The organism is Arthrobacter sp. AOP36-A1-22 (assembly GCF_052377615.1).
In the GTDB taxonomy this organism is placed as follows: domain Bacteria; phylum Actinomycetota; class Actinomycetes; order Actinomycetales; family Micrococcaceae; genus Arthrobacter_H.
In genome coordinates, this window is the sequence record NZ_JBQSWX010000003.1 from 12,811 (window position 1) to 31,102 (window position 18,292).

General features: G+C 60.2%; 18 protein-coding genes. 4 read left to right on the plus strand and 14 right to left on the minus strand.

Annotated features, from left to right (window positions below):
* Positions 1-38: 38 nt before the first annotated feature.
* The 4 genes from ACT3S2_RS02625 to coaD form a co-directional block, all read right to left on the minus strand.
* The gene (locus tag ACT3S2_RS02625) at positions 39-884 is read right to left on the minus strand and encodes an ABC transporter permease (protein ID WP_443427990.1); all 846 of its coding nucleotides are present in this window, start codon (positions 882-884) and stop codon (positions 39-41) included.
* Positions 885-897: 13 nt separating this feature from the next.
* Positions 898-1,884 (minus strand): LCP family protein, encoded by a 987-nt coding sequence (locus ACT3S2_RS02630; RefSeq protein WP_443427991.1) that lies wholly within the window; start codon positions 1,882-1,884, stop codon positions 898-900.
* 204 nt (positions 1,885-2,088) lie between these two features.
* Entirely contained in the window at positions 2,089-2,991 is a 903-nt protein-coding gene (gene galU, locus ACT3S2_RS02635) for a UTP--glucose-1-phosphate uridylyltransferase GalU (RefSeq protein ID WP_443427992.1), read from the minus strand.
* A gap of 42 nt (positions 2,992-3,033) precedes the next feature.
* A complete protein-coding gene (gene coaD / locus ACT3S2_RS02640; RefSeq protein WP_443427993.1) occupies positions 3,034-3,507 on the minus strand; it encodes a pantetheine-phosphate adenylyltransferase in 474 nt (157 codons plus the stop codon).
* A gap of 78 nt (positions 3,508-3,585) precedes the next feature.
* Here coaD and ACT3S2_RS02645 point away from each other — a divergent pair, with 78 nt between their 5' ends.
* Positions 3,586-4,794 (plus strand): aminotransferase class I/II-fold pyridoxal phosphate-dependent enzyme, encoded by a 1,209-nt coding sequence (locus ACT3S2_RS02645; protein ID WP_444561163.1) that lies wholly within the window; start codon positions 3,586-3,588, stop codon positions 4,792-4,794.
* Positions 4,791-5,582, plus strand: coding sequence for a spermidine synthase (locus ACT3S2_RS02650; protein ID WP_443411202.1), 792 nt, complete (start codon positions 4,791-4,793; stop codon positions 5,580-5,582). Before ACT3S2_RS02645 ends, ACT3S2_RS02650 begins: the two co-directional genes overlap by 4 nt.
* Here the strand turns inward: ACT3S2_RS02650 and rsmD are convergent.
* The 4 genes from rsmD to ACT3S2_RS02670 all read right to left on the minus strand — a co-directional run bounded on the left by rsmD (position 5,547) and on the right by ACT3S2_RS02670 (position 10,378).
* On the minus strand, positions 5,547-6,128 hold the full coding sequence (gene rsmD / locus ACT3S2_RS02655) for a 16S rRNA (guanine(966)-N(2))-methyltransferase RsmD (protein ID WP_086998680.1): 582 nt from the start codon (positions 6,126-6,128) through the stop codon (positions 5,547-5,549). The two genes, ACT3S2_RS02650 and rsmD, sit on opposite strands and share 36 nt — an antisense overlap.
* Positions 6,129-6,134: 6 nt before the next feature.
* Entirely contained in the window at positions 6,135-8,297 is a 2,163-nt protein-coding gene (gene recG / locus ACT3S2_RS02660; protein WP_444561164.1) for an ATP-dependent DNA helicase RecG, read from the minus strand.
* Between the two features lie 64 nt (positions 8,298-8,361).
* Positions 8,362-9,324, minus strand: coding sequence for a DAK2 domain-containing protein (locus ACT3S2_RS02665; RefSeq protein WP_444561165.1), 963 nt, complete (start codon positions 9,322-9,324; stop codon positions 8,362-8,364).
* 22 nt (positions 9,325-9,346) lie between these two features.
* Complete coding sequence (locus tag ACT3S2_RS02670) at positions 9,347-10,378, minus strand: LCP family protein (RefSeq protein ID WP_443427999.1); 1,032 nt, start codon at positions 10,376-10,378, stop codon at positions 9,347-9,349.
* Between the two features lie 66 nt (positions 10,379-10,444).
* Between ACT3S2_RS02670 and ACT3S2_RS02675 the strand changes: the two genes are divergently transcribed.
* Positions 10,445-10,939 carry a DUF3515 family protein gene (locus ACT3S2_RS02675; protein ID WP_443428000.1) on the plus strand — a complete coding sequence of 165 codons (495 nt, stop codon included), beginning with the start codon at positions 10,445-10,447 and terminating at the stop codon, positions 10,937-10,939.
* A gap of 24 nt (positions 10,940-10,963) precedes the next feature.
* On the opposite strand, the gene ACT3S2_RS02680 is transcribed toward ACT3S2_RS02675, so the two are convergent.
* The 6 genes from ACT3S2_RS02680 to leuC form a co-directional block, all read right to left on the minus strand.
* Positions 10,964-12,088, minus strand: coding sequence for a D-alanine--D-alanine ligase family protein (locus ACT3S2_RS02680; protein ID WP_444561166.1), 1,125 nt, complete (start codon positions 12,086-12,088; stop codon positions 10,964-10,966).
* Positions 12,085-13,116, minus strand: a complete 1,032-nt coding sequence (locus tag ACT3S2_RS02685) for an NAD(P)H-dependent glycerol-3-phosphate dehydrogenase (protein WP_444561167.1) — start codon at positions 13,114-13,116, stop codon at positions 12,085-12,087. Before ACT3S2_RS02685 ends, ACT3S2_RS02680 begins: the two co-directional genes overlap by 4 nt.
* On the minus strand, positions 13,113-13,892 hold the full coding sequence (locus tag ACT3S2_RS02690) for a lysophospholipid acyltransferase family protein (RefSeq protein WP_444561168.1): 780 nt from the start codon (positions 13,890-13,892) through the stop codon (positions 13,113-13,115). Before ACT3S2_RS02690 ends, ACT3S2_RS02685 begins: the two co-directional genes overlap by 4 nt.
* A 7-nt stretch (positions 13,893-13,899) precedes the next feature.
* A complete protein-coding gene (gene murA, locus ACT3S2_RS02695; protein ID WP_444553449.1) occupies positions 13,900-15,225 on the minus strand; it encodes a UDP-N-acetylglucosamine 1-carboxyvinyltransferase in 1,326 nt (441 codons plus the stop codon).
* 144 nt (positions 15,226-15,369) lie between these two features.
* Positions 15,370-15,972 carry a 3-isopropylmalate dehydratase small subunit gene (gene leuD, locus ACT3S2_RS02700; RefSeq protein ID WP_444553450.1) on the minus strand — a complete coding sequence of 201 codons (603 nt, stop codon included), beginning with the start codon at positions 15,970-15,972 and terminating at the stop codon, positions 15,370-15,372.
* Positions 15,973-15,982: 10 nt separating this feature from the next.
* Positions 15,983-17,461 (minus strand): 3-isopropylmalate dehydratase large subunit, encoded by a 1,479-nt coding sequence (gene leuC / locus ACT3S2_RS02705; RefSeq protein ID WP_444553451.1) that lies wholly within the window; start codon positions 17,459-17,461, stop codon positions 15,983-15,985.
* Between the two features lie 107 nt (positions 17,462-17,568).
* On the opposite strand from leuC, the gene ACT3S2_RS02710 reads away from it, so the two are divergent.
* Positions 17,569-18,288, plus strand: coding sequence for an IclR family transcriptional regulator (locus ACT3S2_RS02710; RefSeq protein WP_444553452.1), 720 nt, complete (start codon positions 17,569-17,571; stop codon positions 18,286-18,288).
* Positions 18,289-18,292 lie beyond the last annotated feature (4 nt).

Sequence of the window (18,292 nt, forward strand, 5' to 3'; positions counted from 1 at the left end):
CTTCAGACTGTCGCCTGGGCCGAATCAGGTCATCAAAATCAGTTGACTCGGCCATAACGCTCCTCTGCTACCCAAAAGAAAATGACACCAAAGATCAACGTAAGTACAGACCAAATCGTCAAGTAACCCCAATACTCAACCGGGTAGTCGGTGCCCATGATGCAGCCCCTAGCAATCTGCAATGTCTGGTAGATCGGGTGGAAGTCAAAGATCTTCACCATGATTGGGAACATCTTCAGGATCCTATCCACTGAAAACAGCACACCCGACGTGTAGAACAACAGCCTATTGATTAGTGGTAATAGTTGCGTCAAGTCCCGCAAATGTACGGTGAGCCGCGCCGTGATGAGTGCAATCCCGGTGTTGAACAAGGTGTAGATGCCAACAAGCGGCAAGATGAGAAGCCAACTCCACGAAAGTTGGGCTCCCAAAATGAGGCAGTAGACATACATCACTCCCAGCATGGGTGCCAGAGTGAGCAGCTGCTGAAGGACAGTAGCTAGCGGAAGGGTAATGCGTGGAAACGAGAGCGACTGCACAAGGGAAGTATTCCCGGTGATGGACTTTGCGCCTTGGTTCATGGACTGGCTAAAGAATTCGAACAGGAAGACACCGATCACGACGTACATCGGAAACCCAGGGGGTCTGCTATCGCCCTGCAAAAGACCGAATATTGCACCGTACATCAATGCGTTCAAGGTCGGCTTGAGGACGACCCACAGCATGCCAAGCCGGTTGCGGCCGTTGCTGGCCTCGATTCGGCTGCGGGCCAACTCGTAGGCAAAGTCGCGGCGCCCCCAGGCTTGCTTCAAGTACGCAGCCAGCTTGGGCCGAGCGCCAACACGATGGAGCCCTTCTGGGCTCACTGAACCAATGACCGTCATCCGTTCAAACTCCTCATTTGGCCTTGGCTTCCAAGTCGTCGAAATACGATCCCATCGTATCGCTGCTCAGGGCTTCACCGACGTCATCAACAGCTTGTTCATCTTCCAACACGATGGATTGTCCGTCTGCGCTCGTCGATGTGCCTGCCGTTGGGAGGGTGAACAGGTGGACGTCTTTAGAACGCAACCCCTTGAATTGGATGGCCAATCCGGCAACGGTCCCTGCATCGAGCGAGTCGTCAAGTGATACATAGGGGGAGACCTTGTCAATGACCCTATAGACCTTGCTCGGATTGGTCAGTGTTTCTGACCGCAGGAGCTTGTCCATGACAGCTTTCAAGAACGTCTGTTGATTTTTCACCCGTTGGTAGTCACCATCGGAGAAGGACTTTCTTTCGCGGACAAAGCGGAGCGCGCGGTCGCCCTCCAAATCAATGTTTCCTACCGGGTAGAAATAGTCGGTGTCGTTCGCCGTGAAGGGAATTTCATTCTTCACTGTCACGCCACCCAGTGCGGTGGTGAGATCTCGGAACCCCTGGAAGTCCACTACCGCGACATGATCGATTTTAGCGTCGAATAAGCCTTCAAACGTTTGAACCACCAAGGGGACTCCCCCGAAAGCCATCGCCGAGTTAATCTTGTGCTTTCCATGGCCCGGAATCTCCAGCCACGTATCTCGCATGACTGACATGACGTAGATACCTTCGCGGTCGGCAGGAATATGGACGAGCATCATCGTGTCAGAGCGCTGGCCTGTACCACCGGTGTCGATGACGTCTTCGGTGACCTGGTTCGCTCCACCGTGGTCGGCACCCATCAACAAGATGTTCATGGACTTATCGCCCGGATCCTTCACTGGCCGAAGCGATTCGTCAGGAAAGGCTGAGCCTAACTCGGGGGTTTGGCCATCGAAGGTGTTGGCGAGCGTGAATAAGTATCCGCCGGCGACTAGAACGGCAACCACTATCAACGCCGACAACGACAGAATAACGGCGCGCACTGGGTGTTTTTTCCGCGGTGCCATCCTGCGTGGGGCATACCCGGATTCAGGCTGCGTACTGTTCAAGTCTTCTCCCGTGGGGACGTCGGCCGTGAAATGGCCCGAATTTGGCCGCGACGATGCCCGAATCAAGTGGATGGTCGTAAGCAAGCAAGTCTAGCGTCATTAGAAGACCAGATTTGCTCTACCTAGATTCAGCTGAATCTAGGCCTCCAAGTCCGCAACGAACTCCTTGAGCCACGGAACCAGTCGTTCGCCGATATCCTGCCGTTCTGCTGCGAGGCTAATGACCGCCTGAATATAGGAGAGCTTATCTCCCGTATCGTACCTACGACCACGGAAAATAACTGCGTGCACGCCACCTCCAGACTGATCCGAAGCAGCAAGTTCCTGAAGGGCGTCGGTCAGCTGGATTTCGTTGCCACGGCCGGGTTCAGTCCGCTCAAGAACCTCAAAAACTGAAGGATGCAGTACGTAGCGGCCAATCACCGCCAAATTGGACGGTGCTTCTTCCGGGTTCGGTTTTTCAACCAATCGGTTGACCTTGACGTAGTCCTCACCGTCTACGGCACTGACGTCAGCACATCCATAAGCACCGATCTGTGCAGGATCAACTTCCATCAACGCGATCACAGACCCACCCGAAATTTGTTGGACCCTGATCATTTCGCTCAGGAGATTGTCCCGTTCGTCAATGAGGTCATCGCCGAGAAGAACCGCGAAAGGGTCATCCCCCACGTGCAACTTCGCGCACAGAACAGCATGCCCTAACCCCTGGGGATCGCCCTGACGGATGTAGTGGATCTCTCCAAGGTCAGTCGCCTCCTGGATCAATGCGAGCTTCTCCGTGTCACCCTTGTCGGTCAAGACCTGCTCAAGATTCGGGACCCGGTCAAAGTGATCTTCAAGGGCTCGTTTGCTGCGTCCGGTGATCATCAATACGTCGTCTAAGCCTGCCTTGGCCGCCTCGGCGACGACATACTGGATAGCTGGCTTATCGACAACAGGGAGCATTTCCTTGGGCATCGCCTTGGTAGCCGGCAGGAAACGGGTCCCCAGGCCCGCTGCCGGAATCACTGCCTTGGTGATGCGTTTCGTTTCAGTCATGTTCTGACTTTACAAGACCTTTAGGATTTCGGGCTGCAGGCTCTAGCGACCATTGCGAAAACGGTTGACGACCGAACGTGGAAGGTACTCCTCCACATCACCGCCCAGAGCTTGGACTTCTTTGATCAGGCTTGAAGACAGATGCGCATACCTGTTATCCGCGGAGAGGAAAACAGTTTCGACGCCTGTCAGGTGCCGGTTCATGGCGGCCATCGGAACCTCGTATTGGTAATCCACAACCGAGCGCAGGCCTTTGACGATGGCATCTGCTCCGACTTCACGACAGAATCCTGCCAAGAGCCCGTCCCCCATCGGCACGACGCTGATGCCGGCAAGCCCAGAGACTGTTTCACGCGCCATGGCGATCCGCTCCTCCTCGTCGAAGCGGTACTTCTTGGAGTAGTTCGTCGACACGGCCACCACGACCTCGTCGAAGAGGCTACTGGCACGGGCAATGATTTCCACATGGCCCTTATGAATGGGATCAAAGGATCCGGGGCAGACGGCGCGACGCATACATGCAATCTATCAATTGGAGGCGTCCATGGCCTGCAAAAGTCGTCATGTTGGCCGCGTCCTTGCCATACTAAGTCCATGTCCCACAGCTTTCCCTGGCAACGTGCCGCCCATGGCGCAAACCTCCTCGGCACAGACGGCCACCTGGCAGCAACCATTTTCGAAGAGATCACAGTCCTCGCACGAAAACACGATGCCGTTAATCTCGGTCAAGGATTCCCCGACACGGACGGGCCCGACTTCATGGCCGAAGCAGCCGCAAAAAATATTCGATCAGGTCAGAACCAATATGCACCCGGTCCGGGTATTCCGGAGCTCCGCGAAGCTATTGCAGAACACCAGCAACACTTCTACGGGCTTTCGCCCGACCCGGCGGACGGCGTGGTGGTCACCACGGGTGCTACTGAAGCAATTGCTGCATCGGTCCTCGCCCTGGTCAACCCGGGAGACGAAGTTCTCACCTTCGAGCCCTTCTACGACTCCTACGGAGCCACCATCGCTTTGGCGGGAGGTATCCACCGAACGGTTCCGCTGCGGCTTCCTGATTTCCAGCCAGACCCGGCAGATCTTCAACGCGCCATCACCGACAAAACGCGGATGATTCTGCTTAATAATCCGCATAATCCGACGGGAATGGTCTTCAAGCGCGAAGTCCTCGAACAGATCGTCCAGCTCGCTGAACGTCACGACGTACTGATCGTGTCCGACGAAGTGTACGAGCACCTGACCTTCGGCTGTCAGCACATTCCGGTGGCCTCCATCGATGGCGCTTGGAAGCGGACGATCAGTATTTCCTCGGCAGGCAAGACTTTTTCCTTTACCGGGTGGAAGGTCGGATGGGCGAGTGGACCAGCCGACTTGATTGCTGCAGTCCGCACGGTGAAGCAGTTCCTTTCCTATAGTTCGGGTCCGGCCTACCAACCCGCCGTGGCCGAGGCACTCCGGCTTCCCGACGAATACTTCGCGAATTTTGCGACGGATCTGGCAGAACGCGGCACATTCCTGGCCGACGGCTTGGAGAACGCTGGCATGGGGGTGTACCGCCCTTCAGGCACGTACTTCGTCGTCGCCGATGTGGCACCCCTGGGAATCGACGACGCCGCGGACTTGGCGCGACAGATGCCTGAAATCGTTGGGGTTGCCGGGATTCCCCTGTCGGTCTTCTGTCACCAGGAGGGTGCCGCTGCTACACGTACGTTGATCCGGTTCGCCTTCTGCAAGCGGCCCGAAGTCCTCGCCGAGGCGACGAAACGGCTGAGTCGGCTGCGTGAAGTAATCACCCGATGAACGTCCCTCACCACAAGACCCATCGCCGCTGGCTGTCCGGTGTCGGTCAGCACGCGGACCTCATTCCGGACACGTGGATTCCCGGGGCATGGGTTCTCTCGATCGGCGGCGCCGAGCAATCCCACGTCAATCCAGCGGCTCCCGGCGACATCTTCTACGAGTACCTCCGCCGGACGGCAAACCATCTGGATCTACTCGGTTCTCCTGGGAGTCCGCTCAGTGTCCTCCATCTGGGGGCAGGAGCACTCACTTTGGCCCGCTATCTCGACGCAACACGGCCCGGCAGCACGCAGCTTGCCGTTGATTCAGAGCGGGAGCTCTTGGACTTCGTTACCGAGATCCTGCCGTTACCCGCCGAGGCGAACGTTCAACTGATGATCGCTGATGCACGTGATGTTGTCGCTGGGAAGCTTGCCGGGGAAACCTTCGACGCCGTCATACTGGATGTTTTTGCCGGAGCCGACGCTCCGGAGCACTTGCGTGCGGATGAATTCCATCGAGAAATCCGGCGATTATTGACCCCTGCGGGGATTTCATTGGTCAATGTCGGGGACGATCCGCCCTTTGCCTTCATCCGCCAACAGATCCGCGCCATGGAAGAGACCTACCGGCAGGTCACCGTCGCTGCTCCCCAGGATCTATTCGAGCTCCGGGCCCCGGGAAATTTCATTCTCATGGGGACGGATACCGCGTGGGACGGCTCTCGGCTAGACGACTTGCGTGGCATGGGCCCCCACCCCGGCAGTGTCCTTTCAGGCGTCGATCTTGACGACCTCCGCAAACCATAGGGTCGTCTCCCCGTATTTTTTCGTCGACAGTCCGGCCAGCTCCGCCGGCCACGAAGGTTCAGGGGAACGTGAGGAACGTTCCAGGACCACCAACGCCCCCTCGTTCAAGACAGGCACCAACGCCAGGAGCGTGGCCGAGAGCTCGGCGTCAGTCAGAGGGTAGGGCGGGTCCATGAAGACCAGGTCCCAGCCACGCCCCGACTCGGTTTCCGCTGCCAAAAACGTCTTGACTGACCCGCGCCGGGCCGCGATAACTTCGCGGCGCAGGTGTTTGTTGACTAACGCGGCATTGGCTTGGCACACCGCCAAAGCCTTGGGAGCTTGTTCAACGAGCACTACTGCTCGAGCTCCCCGACTGGCTGCCTCAACGCCGAGTGCGCCGGAGCCAGCATAGAGGTCCAGAACACGAGCGCCGTCGAGTTCGTCCTGGCTTTCCAACCTCGAGAAGAGTGCTTCCTTCACACGATCGGTCGTCGGTCGAGTAGCGTCACCCGGTACGGAAGTAAGGCCCAGTCCCCCGGCTGCACCGGCAATAACACGTCCCATATGCAGTTAACCTCGTTCCAGAAAAGCTTGCATGTCATCATCCACCCAGCTGTGCACCAGTTGGCGCAGTCCCGGGTGCGCGGCGAGCCCTCCGATGCTTTCAACGATTTTTCCGGCATCAGTTCGGGCTGCCGTGATGATCTTCCGGTCACGGACGACCCGGAGGATCTTCAGGGTGTTCTGTGTTCCCGATTGTCTGGCCCCCAGCACGTCTCCTTCGCGGCGTTCGGCCAAATCAACTTCTGCCAGCTCAAAACCGTCGGTGGTTTTGGCCACGGCTGCGAGTCGTTGCAAGGAAGGGTGCTCCTGGGGCAGCCATGACGCCAAGAGACAGGTCCCTGGCAGGCCGCCACGGCCAACGCGTCCGCGCAGCTGGTGCAACTGCGACACACCGAAGGAGTCGGCATCAAGGATCACCATGGCGGTGGCATTGGGGACATCGACGCCTACTTCGATGACCGTAGTGGAGATCAGGATTCCGGTCTCCCCCGATTCGAATCCTGACATTGAGGCTGCCTTCTCTTCGGTCGTCATCCGACCGTGCAGCGTATCGATGCCTACCCCGTTGAAAAGCGGCATGTTTGCCACACGTTGGTACATCTCCTCAACGGTAGCCTTCGGCGGTGCAGGCAGACCGGGCAGATTAGCGCCTTCAGATCCTGTGTCCGAGCCCATAGCTTCGGAGCCGTTCAGCCCCGGAGCCATGCCTTCTTCCGTCGCCTGTTCGGAGATGCGCGGGCACACCAAATAGACCTGGTGTCCCTGATCAACCTCTTCTCGCATGAGAGCAAACATTCGGTCGCGGTATCGTTCGTCATGGAGGTCAACGACATAGGTACTGGTCGGGGCCCGGCCGGCCGGCAATTCCGACAACGTACTGATCTCCAGATCCCCAAAGACCGTGATCGCGACGGTTCGCGGGATAGGTGTTGCCGTCATGACCAACATATGGGGTTGAATGCTGCCCTTGGCTCTCAGGGTATCTCGTTGTTCGACGCCAAACCGATGTTGTTCGTCGACAACAACGAATCCCAGTTCGGCGAAGATCACGTTTTCCGATAGCAATGCGTGGGTGCCGATGAGGATTCCGGTCTCCCCGGAGGCAACCCTCAGCAGGACTTCCTTGCGCTGTGCGGCGGGCATGGACCCAGTGAGCAGATCCACGCGTGTCCCGTTCGGATGCCCGTCTAGCTGCCCTGCACGTCCTAGTGGACCCAGCATCTTGGAGATGGAAGCATAGTGCTGCTGCGCCAGGACCTCTGTCGGTGCCATCAACGCCGTTTGTGCCCCGGCATCGATCACTTGGAGCATGGCCCGCAACGCCACGACGGTCTTACCTGACCCGACTTCGCCCTGGAGCAGACGGTTCATCGGTCGTTGACGCGCGAGATCCGCTGAAATTTCCATCCCAGCCCGGATCTGGCCTTCGGTGAGCGTGAACGGCAGAGATGCTTCGAAGGCATTGAGTATCCCGTCGACTCCCCCGACCCGAGCGGTCGCTGGCTGGCGGAAGCGGTGCGCCCGGCGCTCAGCCAAGGCCAGCTGGAGCACCAATGCCTCGTCGTATCGGAAGCGTTTCTTCGCCGCTTCACCATGGGCGACCGTATCCGGCGCGTGGACCGCGTGTAGGGCTCGTGCGAGCTCGGGAAGGCGGTGTTGCTCGCGGAGTGATTCGGGCAGCGGATCTGGGTATGTTGTCGATGAGACGCCAGCCAACACCAGGTCCATCATGCCCCGCAGTGCCTGGCTACTAACAGCAGCGGTCGCCGGGTAGATGGGGATCGGCCGGGGTTCGGCGTCCTCTGCGGTTTCCAAGAGTGCGTATTCGGGTTGGGCTAGTTGAAGTGTCTGCCGGTAGGCACCGACTTTTCCACTGAACATGGCCACGGTTCCGTGGGTCAGTTCCTTGGCAGCCTTGTACCCGTTGAAGAAGGTCATGTTGAGTAGGCCCTGCGTGTCGCCGAGTTCGTCCTCGACAGCTACTTGCAGGAGCATCCCTTTGCGTCGTTGCATTCTGCGTTGCTCCGAGGAGACGACCCGGGCCACCACGGTCACGGTTTCACCGAACGGAAGTTCGTCGATACGCGTCAGTTCACCCACGTCGAGATAACGTCGGGGGAAGTGGTGGAGCAGTTCCCCACAGGTTTCAAGGTGAAAGGCCTTGGCCACTGCGTCGGCTGCTCGACTTCCAATTGCCGAGCGCAAGGGTGTTTCCGGGCCGAAGGACGTTGAGTCAGCCACTGTGGGTACACAAGTCCGTAATAGAAACGTTGACCGGTTCACCGGCCTCACGGATGGCTTCCAGCGCGTCTTCTGCAGCAGGAACATGGACGTGGACACGCCAGCGATAAGCCTCGTTGGGACCATTGACCGCGCTCATGATGACCGAGTTACCGAGCGAGTCGAGCCGGGCACGCAGCGTGGCAGCTTCCAAGGCTCCCAACGTGATCGTGCACATCACTTCGACGCCTTCCTCAGTTGAGGACGTGGCATGAATGTGGGGATCCTGGATTCCGTACCCGTGTAACGGTGTATAGCGCGATTCCTCAGGTTCTTCACCCGTCAGCGCTGCACACAGCGTATCGAGGACCAGCAGCATGCCCACGGCTCCGGCATCTACCACCTTGGCTTTGGTCAGCGTCCCGAGCTGGTCTTCAGTACTGACCACGGATTGGATCGTTACTTCCTGCACGGCAGTCAGAACCTCGCGCAGGTTTGCTCGACTGGACGGATCGGCAGTCGATTGTGCCACCGCGCTACTTGCCGCCCGAGCCGCGGACTCCGCCACGGAGAGCATGGTCCCCGGAACCGGGTCGCTGAGCGCGGACCATGCCCGGACCCTTCCACGTTCAAGGGCGGCGGCGAGCAAGGGGCCGGTCAATCGTGGCTGTCCTAGCAGCGGTTCTGAAAAACCGATAAGGAACACCGAAAGCAGTGTCCCTGAATTACCGCGCGCCGATTCCATTCCGGCTCGACCAGCCGTCGCCAGATACTCGCCGAGGTCCTCTGATTCCAATACCGACACCGCGTCGTGGGCAGTTCGCGCGGTCAGGTAAAGATTGGAGCCAGTATCCCCATCAGCTACCGGAAAGATATTGATAGCGTCCAGCCGGTCGCTATGGTTGGCCAGGGCCCCGACCATCGATTCGAGCCAGGTGGCTGCTGCGGGCACCCCTGAAGCGATCTTGGCGGTCATGTTCGTTCCCCTTACGGGTTGCTTAGAGTCCGTGTGACTGGACGAATTCGCCGACTTTGTCATCCTTGAGTGCGGTGGCGAGTTCATCGATCGCCGCGTCGTCAGGGACAACGATTGATTGGCCGTCGTTGGACCAACCGGTGCCCTTATTCGGCAGTGTGAAGAAGTGCATGTCCCCACTTCGCACACGAGCCAGAGAGCCGCCCAATTTACCAACCTCGACCGCGCCGAATTCATCGTCGACAGCGATATATGGCGAGATTTCATCGACCACATCGGTCATCTTGGCCGGGTTGGCCAAAGTTTTCGGAGTCAACACCTTCCCCACGACAGCCTTGATAAAGGTCTGTTGGTTCTTCACTCGCTGGTAGTCGCCATCCTTGAACGACTTTCGCTCGCGGACGAAAGCCAAGGCCTTATCTCCTTCGAGATGTGTCTGTCCTTGAGTGAAGTCATAGTGCCCGTACCCTGACGTGAAATTCGATGGCACGTTGACATCGACACCACCTATCGCCTCGGTGAGCCCCTTGAAGCCTTCCATATCAATGGAAGCAACATGGTCAATACGCGTATCCAAGAGTGTCTCCAGCGTCTGGACCGCCAGCGGGACTCCACCGTAGGAGAAGGCTGCGTTAATCTTGTGGCTGCCCTTCCCCGGAATCGGCACCCAAGTATCGCGCATAATCGAGGTGACGAAAACGTTCTTTCGGTCTGCCGGTACGTGGATCAGCATGATGGTGTCAGATCTGCCGGCATTGGGGACACCCTTGAGGTTCTCCGAGTCACCGGATCCGCCTCCAGAGTCGCTGCCCAGGAGAAGAATGTTGGAGGCTCCATTGGCCGACTTCTCAGGGCGGACTGAGTCCGAAGGGAAAGCTGACTCGATTTTTGCGCTGTGCGAATCGAAGTTCTTGGCGAGCATGAAGACGTATCCACCGGCGACCAGGGCGGCAATCACGACCAGTGACAAGAGAGTGATGATGGTCGCTCGTACCGGGTGCTTCTTCTTATGTTCGGGTTCACCGAACGCCAAATCCATGTTCTCGTGGGACATGTCAGCCTTTCATCGCCGTGGTTGCCGTCTCATCTTAGCCGTGGCACCACGGGTTAGAGTGGAGGTGTGCGTTTGCCTGTTGATTTTTCTGTCCAGCGCCGGGCCCTCCCGGCGGTCGTTGCCCTTCTCGCGGGCCTATCATTGGCAGGATGTGCCAGCCCCGCTACCGTGCAACCGGCCGATGACGCCGCCAATCCCCTCTGCGCTGACATGATGGTCACCATGCCCGATGAGCTGGCCGGCTACAAACTTCGCCCCACAACCAGTCAAGCAACGGCAGTCTGGGGGGACCCTGCGAAAATCATCCTGCGGTGCGGCGTCAATGTTCCGGGCCCGACGACGGATCAGTGTGCCGGCGTGAACGGTGTGGATTGGGTGGCCAAGGAGGGTGAAGTCGCGTGGACGTTGACCACCTACGGCCGGACCCCCGCGACCGAGGTCCTTTTCAACCCGGATGAAGTGCCTTCCAGTTCAGTGCTGTCCCAGCTTGGATCCGCCGCCGAGCGTATTCCCGCCCAAGGAGGGTGCAGCACCCAAGACACCTCCGAGGACCTGCCGTAGGTTCCCGAAGGGAGCCACCGGGGCCTAGCGAAGACCGGTTTTTCGGTTCACGGCCAACCAGATCAGTTCGTCCACGAGTTCCGCGTAGCCGATTCCGGTTTCTCCCCAAATACGCGGGTACATGCTCACCGGGGTGAAGCCGGGCATGGTGTTGATCTCGTTGATGATCCAGCGGCCGTCATCGGTGTAGAAGAAGTCGACTCGAGCCAGGCCTTCACCACCGATCGCGTCGAACGCGATGGAAGCCTGTTCCCTGATGATCGAGATCTGGTCTTCAGGTAGAGCGGCCGGGCAGGTGAGCTCCGCGGCTCCCCCGTCCACGTATTTGGCGTTGAAATCGTAGAAGGTATCGGCCCCGGCCGTGACCTCGATTTCTCCGGGCAAGGAGGTGCGCGGTGCGTCCGAGCCGCGTCCTTCGAGAACACCGCATTCGATTTCACGGCCGGCAATGCCCTGTTCGATGATGACCTTCGGATCGTGCTCGCGCGCCGCGTCGATGGCTTCAACCAGGCCCGCTTGATCAGCCACCCGGCTCACGCCCACGGAGGATCCGGCCCGGGCAGGTTTCACGAAGATCGGATATTCCAAGCGCGACAGCCGGTCCAGACAGGACTGGCGATCACGCTGCCATTCCTTGTCGGTGATCACTTCGTAGGGACCGATTTCCAGCCCGGCGGCTTCGAAAACAAGCTTGGCGAAGTGCTTGTCCATACCGATCGCACTGGCGGCAACGCCGGAACCTACATAGGAGATATCCGCCATTTCCAGCAGACCTTGGACCGTCCCGTCCTCACCGAAGGATCCATGCAGGACCGGGAAGACTGCGTCTACTCCCCCAAGGCTCCGCATGGCCCCGGATTTGCTGTGTCCAACGAGTTCGCTCGCCTCGTTGGTGTGGGAGAACTGCAGGGACTCGTTGCTGGGCTCGACCTCAGGTGCTGCGCCCGATCTCAGCGACCAGGACTCCGGGTCGGCTTCCTCGATGGTCCACTGTCCTTGACGGGTGATACCGATGGGGATGACTTCGTATTTCTCCGGGTCCAGGACCCGGAGGATCCCGGCGGCAGTGACACAGCTCACGGAGTGTTCCGGCGACCGGCCGCCGAAGAGCAGTGCGATCCGTGTTCTGGTCTTCTTGGTCTCGCTCATGAGCCCTCTCCCTCGGATTTCAGTTCGCGGCCCAGCAGGCGTTCGGCCATGGCGGAAACGGTGAGCTTGCCTTCGAGGACCATGACGACGGCCTCGGTGATCGGCATTTCCACCTGCACGTTCCGCCCTAGGTCCAACACGGCTCGGGCGGACTTGATGCCCTCTGCCGTCTGCGTCATCGTGTCGTTGACTTCTTCGAGGGTGAGCCCGTTGCCCAGATACCTACCGGCCGTGCGGTTGCGTGAAAGCGGCGAGGAACAGGTGGCAACCAGGTCTCCCAGACCGGCAAGTCCGGACATGGTTTCCAGTTTTCCACCGATGGCCAGGGCCAACCGGGTCGTTTCGGCCAATCCACGGGTGATGACGGAGGCCTTGGTGTTGTCTCCCATCCCGCGGCCGTCGCAGATGCCGACGGCCAAGGCGATGACGTTCTTGACGATGCCACCGATTTCGACTCCGATGAGGTCGGTGTTCGTGTAGGGCCGGAAGTAGTCGGGAGAGCACGCGTTGGCGATCCATGCCGCGGTATCCCCGTCCGGGCAGGCAACCACCGAGGCGGTAGGCTCCTCACGCGCAATTTCCATGGCCAGGTTCGGGCCGGAGACCACGGCAATTTCGTCCTGGGTTCGGTCGAGCTCCTCGGCAATCACTTCCGTCATCCGTGAATCGGTGCCGCGCTCGAGCCCCTTCATCAAGGACACGATGACGGCGCCTGCCGGAATGAGGCCTGCTACGTTCCGGAGTTGTTCGCGGAGTTGTTGGGCCGGCACAGCCAGCACGACCATTTCCGCGTCGGCCAAGACGGCTGCGGCATCCGACGAGGCGATGATGTTGGCCGGAAGGACAGTCTCCTTCAGATAGGTCGAGTTCGTGTGCTTCGAGGTGATTTCCTCGGCGACCTCGGCACGACGCGCCCAAAGTTGGACCGTGGTTCCGTTGTCGGCACAAGAGTCCGCCAGGACCTTGGCGAAGGTCGTTCCCCAGCTCCCGGCTCCGAGAACGGCAATCTTCTGCGGTGTTGGCCTCATCGGTCCCCTCCCGGTCGGTCGTCTTCGGTGCGGTTCTTGTCTTCTGACTTCATACGTCCTGTCGCAGCCTGTCCGTGCGCGGCCGGGTCCCATGGGGTTTCCGGTGGCTGCTCGCCACGGAGTTCCCCGACCTCGACCGACACGGCGGCAATGATTCGTGTGGTTGCCTGGTCGAGAACTGCGCGAGTCATCGGCTGGTCCCGCAGATCATCGAGATCCACCGGCTCGCCGGCCCTCACATAGACCCGCTTCCGCGGAAGGATCTTCAAGGATTTTCCGTACCGGGGCAGAACTTTCTGGGCCCCCCAATGGGCGATCGGGACCACCGGAGCGCCGGTCTGCAAGGCGAGCCGGGCGGCCCCGGTGCGTCCGCGCATGGGCCATTCCTCGGGGTCGCGGGTCAGGGATCCTTCGGGATAGATGATGATCACGTCCCCGGCCTCCAACACCTCCTGCGCGATAGCGAGGGATCCGCTGGCACCCAAAGTGGCTCGGGAAACCGGAACCTGTCGGGAAGCCCGCAAGGCTGCCCCCAGGAGTGGAACCTTGAACAGCGAATCCTTCGTGAGGTACCGCGGAAGGCGCCCTTGGTTGTAGAAGGCATGGCCCACCACCACCGGGTCGAGCTCCGTGACATGGTTGGGGCAGGCGATGAATCCGCCTGCCGGCAGGTCATCGAACCCGATCCAGGTTTTGGCCATCAGCACGTTCATCAGGGGTCTGGCAATACCGGCCAGCACCCCGAAGACCAGTCGCTGTCCCCGTTCTTCCTTCATGCGGGCCCTAGACGATTTCGCTGATTTCGACGCGCGCTCCGAGGCCCTGGATCTTGTCCAGGAAACGCTCGTAGCCACGGCTGATCAGCTCGATACCGGTCACGTGGCTGGTCCCCTCGGCAGCCAGGGCCGCAATCAGGTGCGAGAAACCTCCGCGTAGGTCCGGAATGTCGATATCGCGGCCCATGAGCTGCGAGGGGCCGGTGATCACTGCCGAGTGTTTGAAGTTTCGTTGTCCGAAACGGCAGGGAACCGCGCCGAGGCATTCGCGGTGCAACTGGATGGTTGCTCCCATGCGCACCAAGGCCTCGGTGAACCCGAAACGGTTTTCATAGACAGTCTCGTGGACGATCGAGACCCCATGGGCCTGGGTCAGGGCAACCACCAGGGGCTGCTGCCAGTCGGTCATGAATCCGGGGTGGACATCGGTTTCGAGAACCAGAGGCTTCAGTTCCCCTCCGGGGTGGAAGAAGCGGATCCCATCATCGTGCACCTCGAAGTCCCCACCGATCTTGCGGTAGGTGTTCAAGAAGGACGTCAGGTCCTGCTGGTCCGCTCCCTCGACATAGATGTCTCCCCGCGTGGCCAACGCCGCAGAGGCCCACGAGGCCCCTTCATTGCGGTCGGGAATGGCACGATGGTTGTAACCATGGAGCGCGGCGACCCCCTCGATCCGGATGACCCGGTCGGTCTGGACCGTGATGATGGCACCCATTTTCTGCAGGAGCGCGATCAGGTCCATGATTTCAGGCTCCACCGCAGCACCGGTGAGTTCGGTGATGCCTTCGGCACGGACGGCCGTCAGCAGGACCTGCTCGGTGGCACCGACACTCGGATAGGGCAAATCCACCTTGGCGCCCTTGAGACCGTGCGGCGCACTGATCGAAATGCCATTGGCACGCTTATCGACCACCGCACCGAAGTTGCGGAGGACGTCCAAATGGAAATCGATAGGGCGGTCCCCGATCCTGCATCCCCCGAGATCGGGGATGAAGGCCTCACCGATGCTGTGGATCAACGGGCCACAGAATAGGATCGGAATACGAGAGTCCCCGGCATGGGCATCGATCTCATTGGACGGGGCCGTCTTGGCGCCCTGGGGGTCGAGGGTGAGATCACCGGATTCAGGATCCTTTTCGACCGTGACGCCGTGGATCTGCAACAGACTCGTGACGACGTCGACATCCTTGATTTCCGGAACGTTGCGCAGTACCGAGGGGGTGTTTCCCAAAAGAGAAGCCACCATCGCCTTCGGAACTAGATTCTTGGCCCCCCTGACCTTTACTCTCCCCTGTAGCGGGACGCCGCCGTGGATAGTCAGGACCTTGCCCATGTATCAAAACCTCACACTTGTATGGTTCTTCGAGTTCTCCGAAGGTTCTCGGCAAGCATACAGCCACCAACCCCGACGACCTTTGAACGCGCGGCGGTTCGGCGTGCGCGATTCGCTGTCGGCGGAAGTGTGGAACACCTACGCTCAGGAATATTTTGCGGGAAGCGTCTTCGGCTTCCAGCTCGGTCTGGTCTGCTCGTAGGCGGTGATATCCGGCTCCTGTTGCAGGGTCAGGCCGATGTCATCCAGGCCTTCCATGAGCCGCCAACGCGTGTAGTCGTCAATCTCGAAGGGTGCGACGAGCGATCCGCAGCTGACGGTCCGCGATTCCAGGTCCACGGTGACCGTGGTCCCTGGATGATTATCGAGTTCCTTCCAGATGAGCTCGATATCACCCTGGTCGACCTGCGCAGCGACCAGCCCCTGTTTACCGGAGTTGCCCCGGAAGATGTCGCCGAAACGCGACGAGAGGACTGCACGGAAACCATAGTCCTTCAGCGCCCAGACGGCGTGCTCACGGGAGGAGCCGGTCCCGAAGTCCGGTCCGGCCACGAGGACGGAACCCTGGGAGAAGGATTCCTGGTTCAACACGAACTCGGGATCCTTGCGCCAGCGGGCAAACAACGCGTCGTCGAAGCCCGTGCGGGTGATCCGCTTGAGGTAGACGGCGGGGATGATCTGATCGGTGTCGATATCCGACTGCCGCAGCGGAACGCCGATACCCGTATGTGTGGTGATCTTTTCCATGTCTGCTTCCTTAGGCTGCTGAGACGGTTGCACCGTCGGCTGGTTCCAGGTCCGAGGGCGAACTCAGGGTTCCCCGAATGGCGGTGGCTGCTGCCACCAGCGGGGAGACCAGGTGGGTGCGACCGCCCTTACCTTGGCGGCCTTCGAAGTTGCGGTTGGAGGTGGAGGCACAGCGCTCTCCTTCGGCCAGCTGGTCCGGGTTCATGCCCAGGCACATCGAACAGCCGGCAAAGCGCCATTCGGCGCCGAAGTCCTTGAAGATCCGGTCCAATCCTTCGGCTTCGGCTTCGAGGCGCACGCGCGCGGAACCGGGAACCACGATCATGCGGATCTCCGGATCCTTCTGCCTACCGTTAATGATGTTGGCGGCAGAGCGCAGATCCTCCATGCGGGAGTTGGTACAGGAGCCCAAGAAAACGGTATCGACTCGGATGTCCTTCATCGGGGTGCCCGCTGACAGATCCATGTAGGTCAAGGCCCTTTCGCAGGCGGCACGTGCGTTCTCGTCCTGGAAGTCCTCGGGGGCGGGGACCGATTCGGAGAGTGAAACTCCTTGGCCGGGGTTGGTCCCCCAGGTGACGAAAGGCTCGAGTTCATCGGCGTTGACGTTGACCTCGGCATCGAACCGGGCGTCTTCGTCGGTACGCAACGTCTTCCAATAGTCCACGGCAGCATCCCAGTCTTCGCCCTCCGGGGCGTGCGGGCGGCCTTCGAGGTAGTCGAAGGTGGTCTGGTCGGGGGCGACCATACCTGCGCGGGCGCCGGCCTCGATCGACATGTTGCAGATCGTCATGCGGGCTTCCATGGACAGCGCACGGATGGCCGATCCACGGTATTCCAGCACATATCCCTGTCCGCCGCCGGTGCCGATCTTGGCGATGACCGCCAGGATGATGTCCTTGGAGGTCACACCTGTACGCAGCGTCCCCTCGACATTGATGGCCATCGTCTTGAACGGCTTCAATGACAGGGTCTGGGTCGCCATGACGTGCTCGACTTCGGAGGTGCCGATGCCGAAGGCCAGCGCGCCGAACGCCCCGTGGGTGGAGGTATGGGAATCACCGCACACCACGGTGACCCCGGGCTGAGTCAGGCCCAGCTGCGGCCCCACGACGTGGACGATTCCTTGCTCCTGATCGCCCAACGAGTGCAGCCTCACACCGTACTCGGCGCAATTGGCCCGCAGCGTCTCGATCTGGGTACGGGACGTCGGGTCCGCGATGGGCTTGTGGATCTCCAATGTCGGAGTGTTGTGGTCCTCGGTGGCGATGGTCAAGTCCGGCCGACGCAGCGGCCGGCCGGCCAGTCGCAGTCCTTCGAAGGCCTGCGGGGAAGTCACTTCGTGAATCAGGTGCAGGTCGATGTAGATGAGGTCCGGGCGTCGTGCCGAGCCCTCACCACCACCTTCTCGGACCACGTGTGCGTCCCAGACCTTTTCGGCCAGCGTCTTGGGCGTGGTGGGTGCCGTGGATCGTTCCTGTTCAGACATTGGGTTCCTCCTGGATTCTTCCCTCGCTATCTAGGACACCACCAGCGACACTCCGCACGCTAGCAGAATGACGTGCATCTCATATGTTGAGACGCTAGTATCAATAGATGGACACATCAAGCGGGGTCGGCGTCATCGACAAGGCAGCTTTGGTTCTCGATTCGCTCGAGGCCGGCCCCATCAGTCTGGCTCAATTGGTCGCAGCCACGGGACTCTCACGCCCCACGGTCCATCGGTTGGCCCAGGCCCTGGTGCACCATCGGCTGGCGGGAAAGGACATCCACGGGCGCTTCATGCTCGGGAGCCGGCTGGTGGAACTGGCCTCGGCAGCCGGTGAGGACCGCCTCATCGCCGCCGCCGGCCCCCTCCTGGTCCAGTTGCGCGACGCCACCGGAGAAAGCTCGCAGGTGTTTCGGCGCCAGGGCGAGAACCGGGTCTGCGTTGCCTCGGCAGAACGCCCCGTGGGTTTGCGTGACACCATTCCGGTGGGAACCCAGCTTTCGATGAAGGCCGGTTCCGCCGCCCAGGTCCTGTTGGCGTGGGAAGACCACGAACGGCTTCTTCACGGACTCAGCCACGCCCGCTTCTCCCCCACCATCCTTGCCGGCGTACGACGGCGCGGGTGGGCCCAATCCCTGGGGGAACGGGAACAAGGGGTGGCTTCGGTTTCGGCACCCGTCCGCGGACCCTCCGGCAGGGTCATCGCGGCAGTGTCGATCTCGGGTCCCATCGAACGCCTCGGTCGTCAGCCGGGCAAAGCCCATTCGGAAATCGTGTGCCGAATGGCCGCCCAACTCAGCGATGCCTTGAAGAAGCCAACGGTCTAGGTGC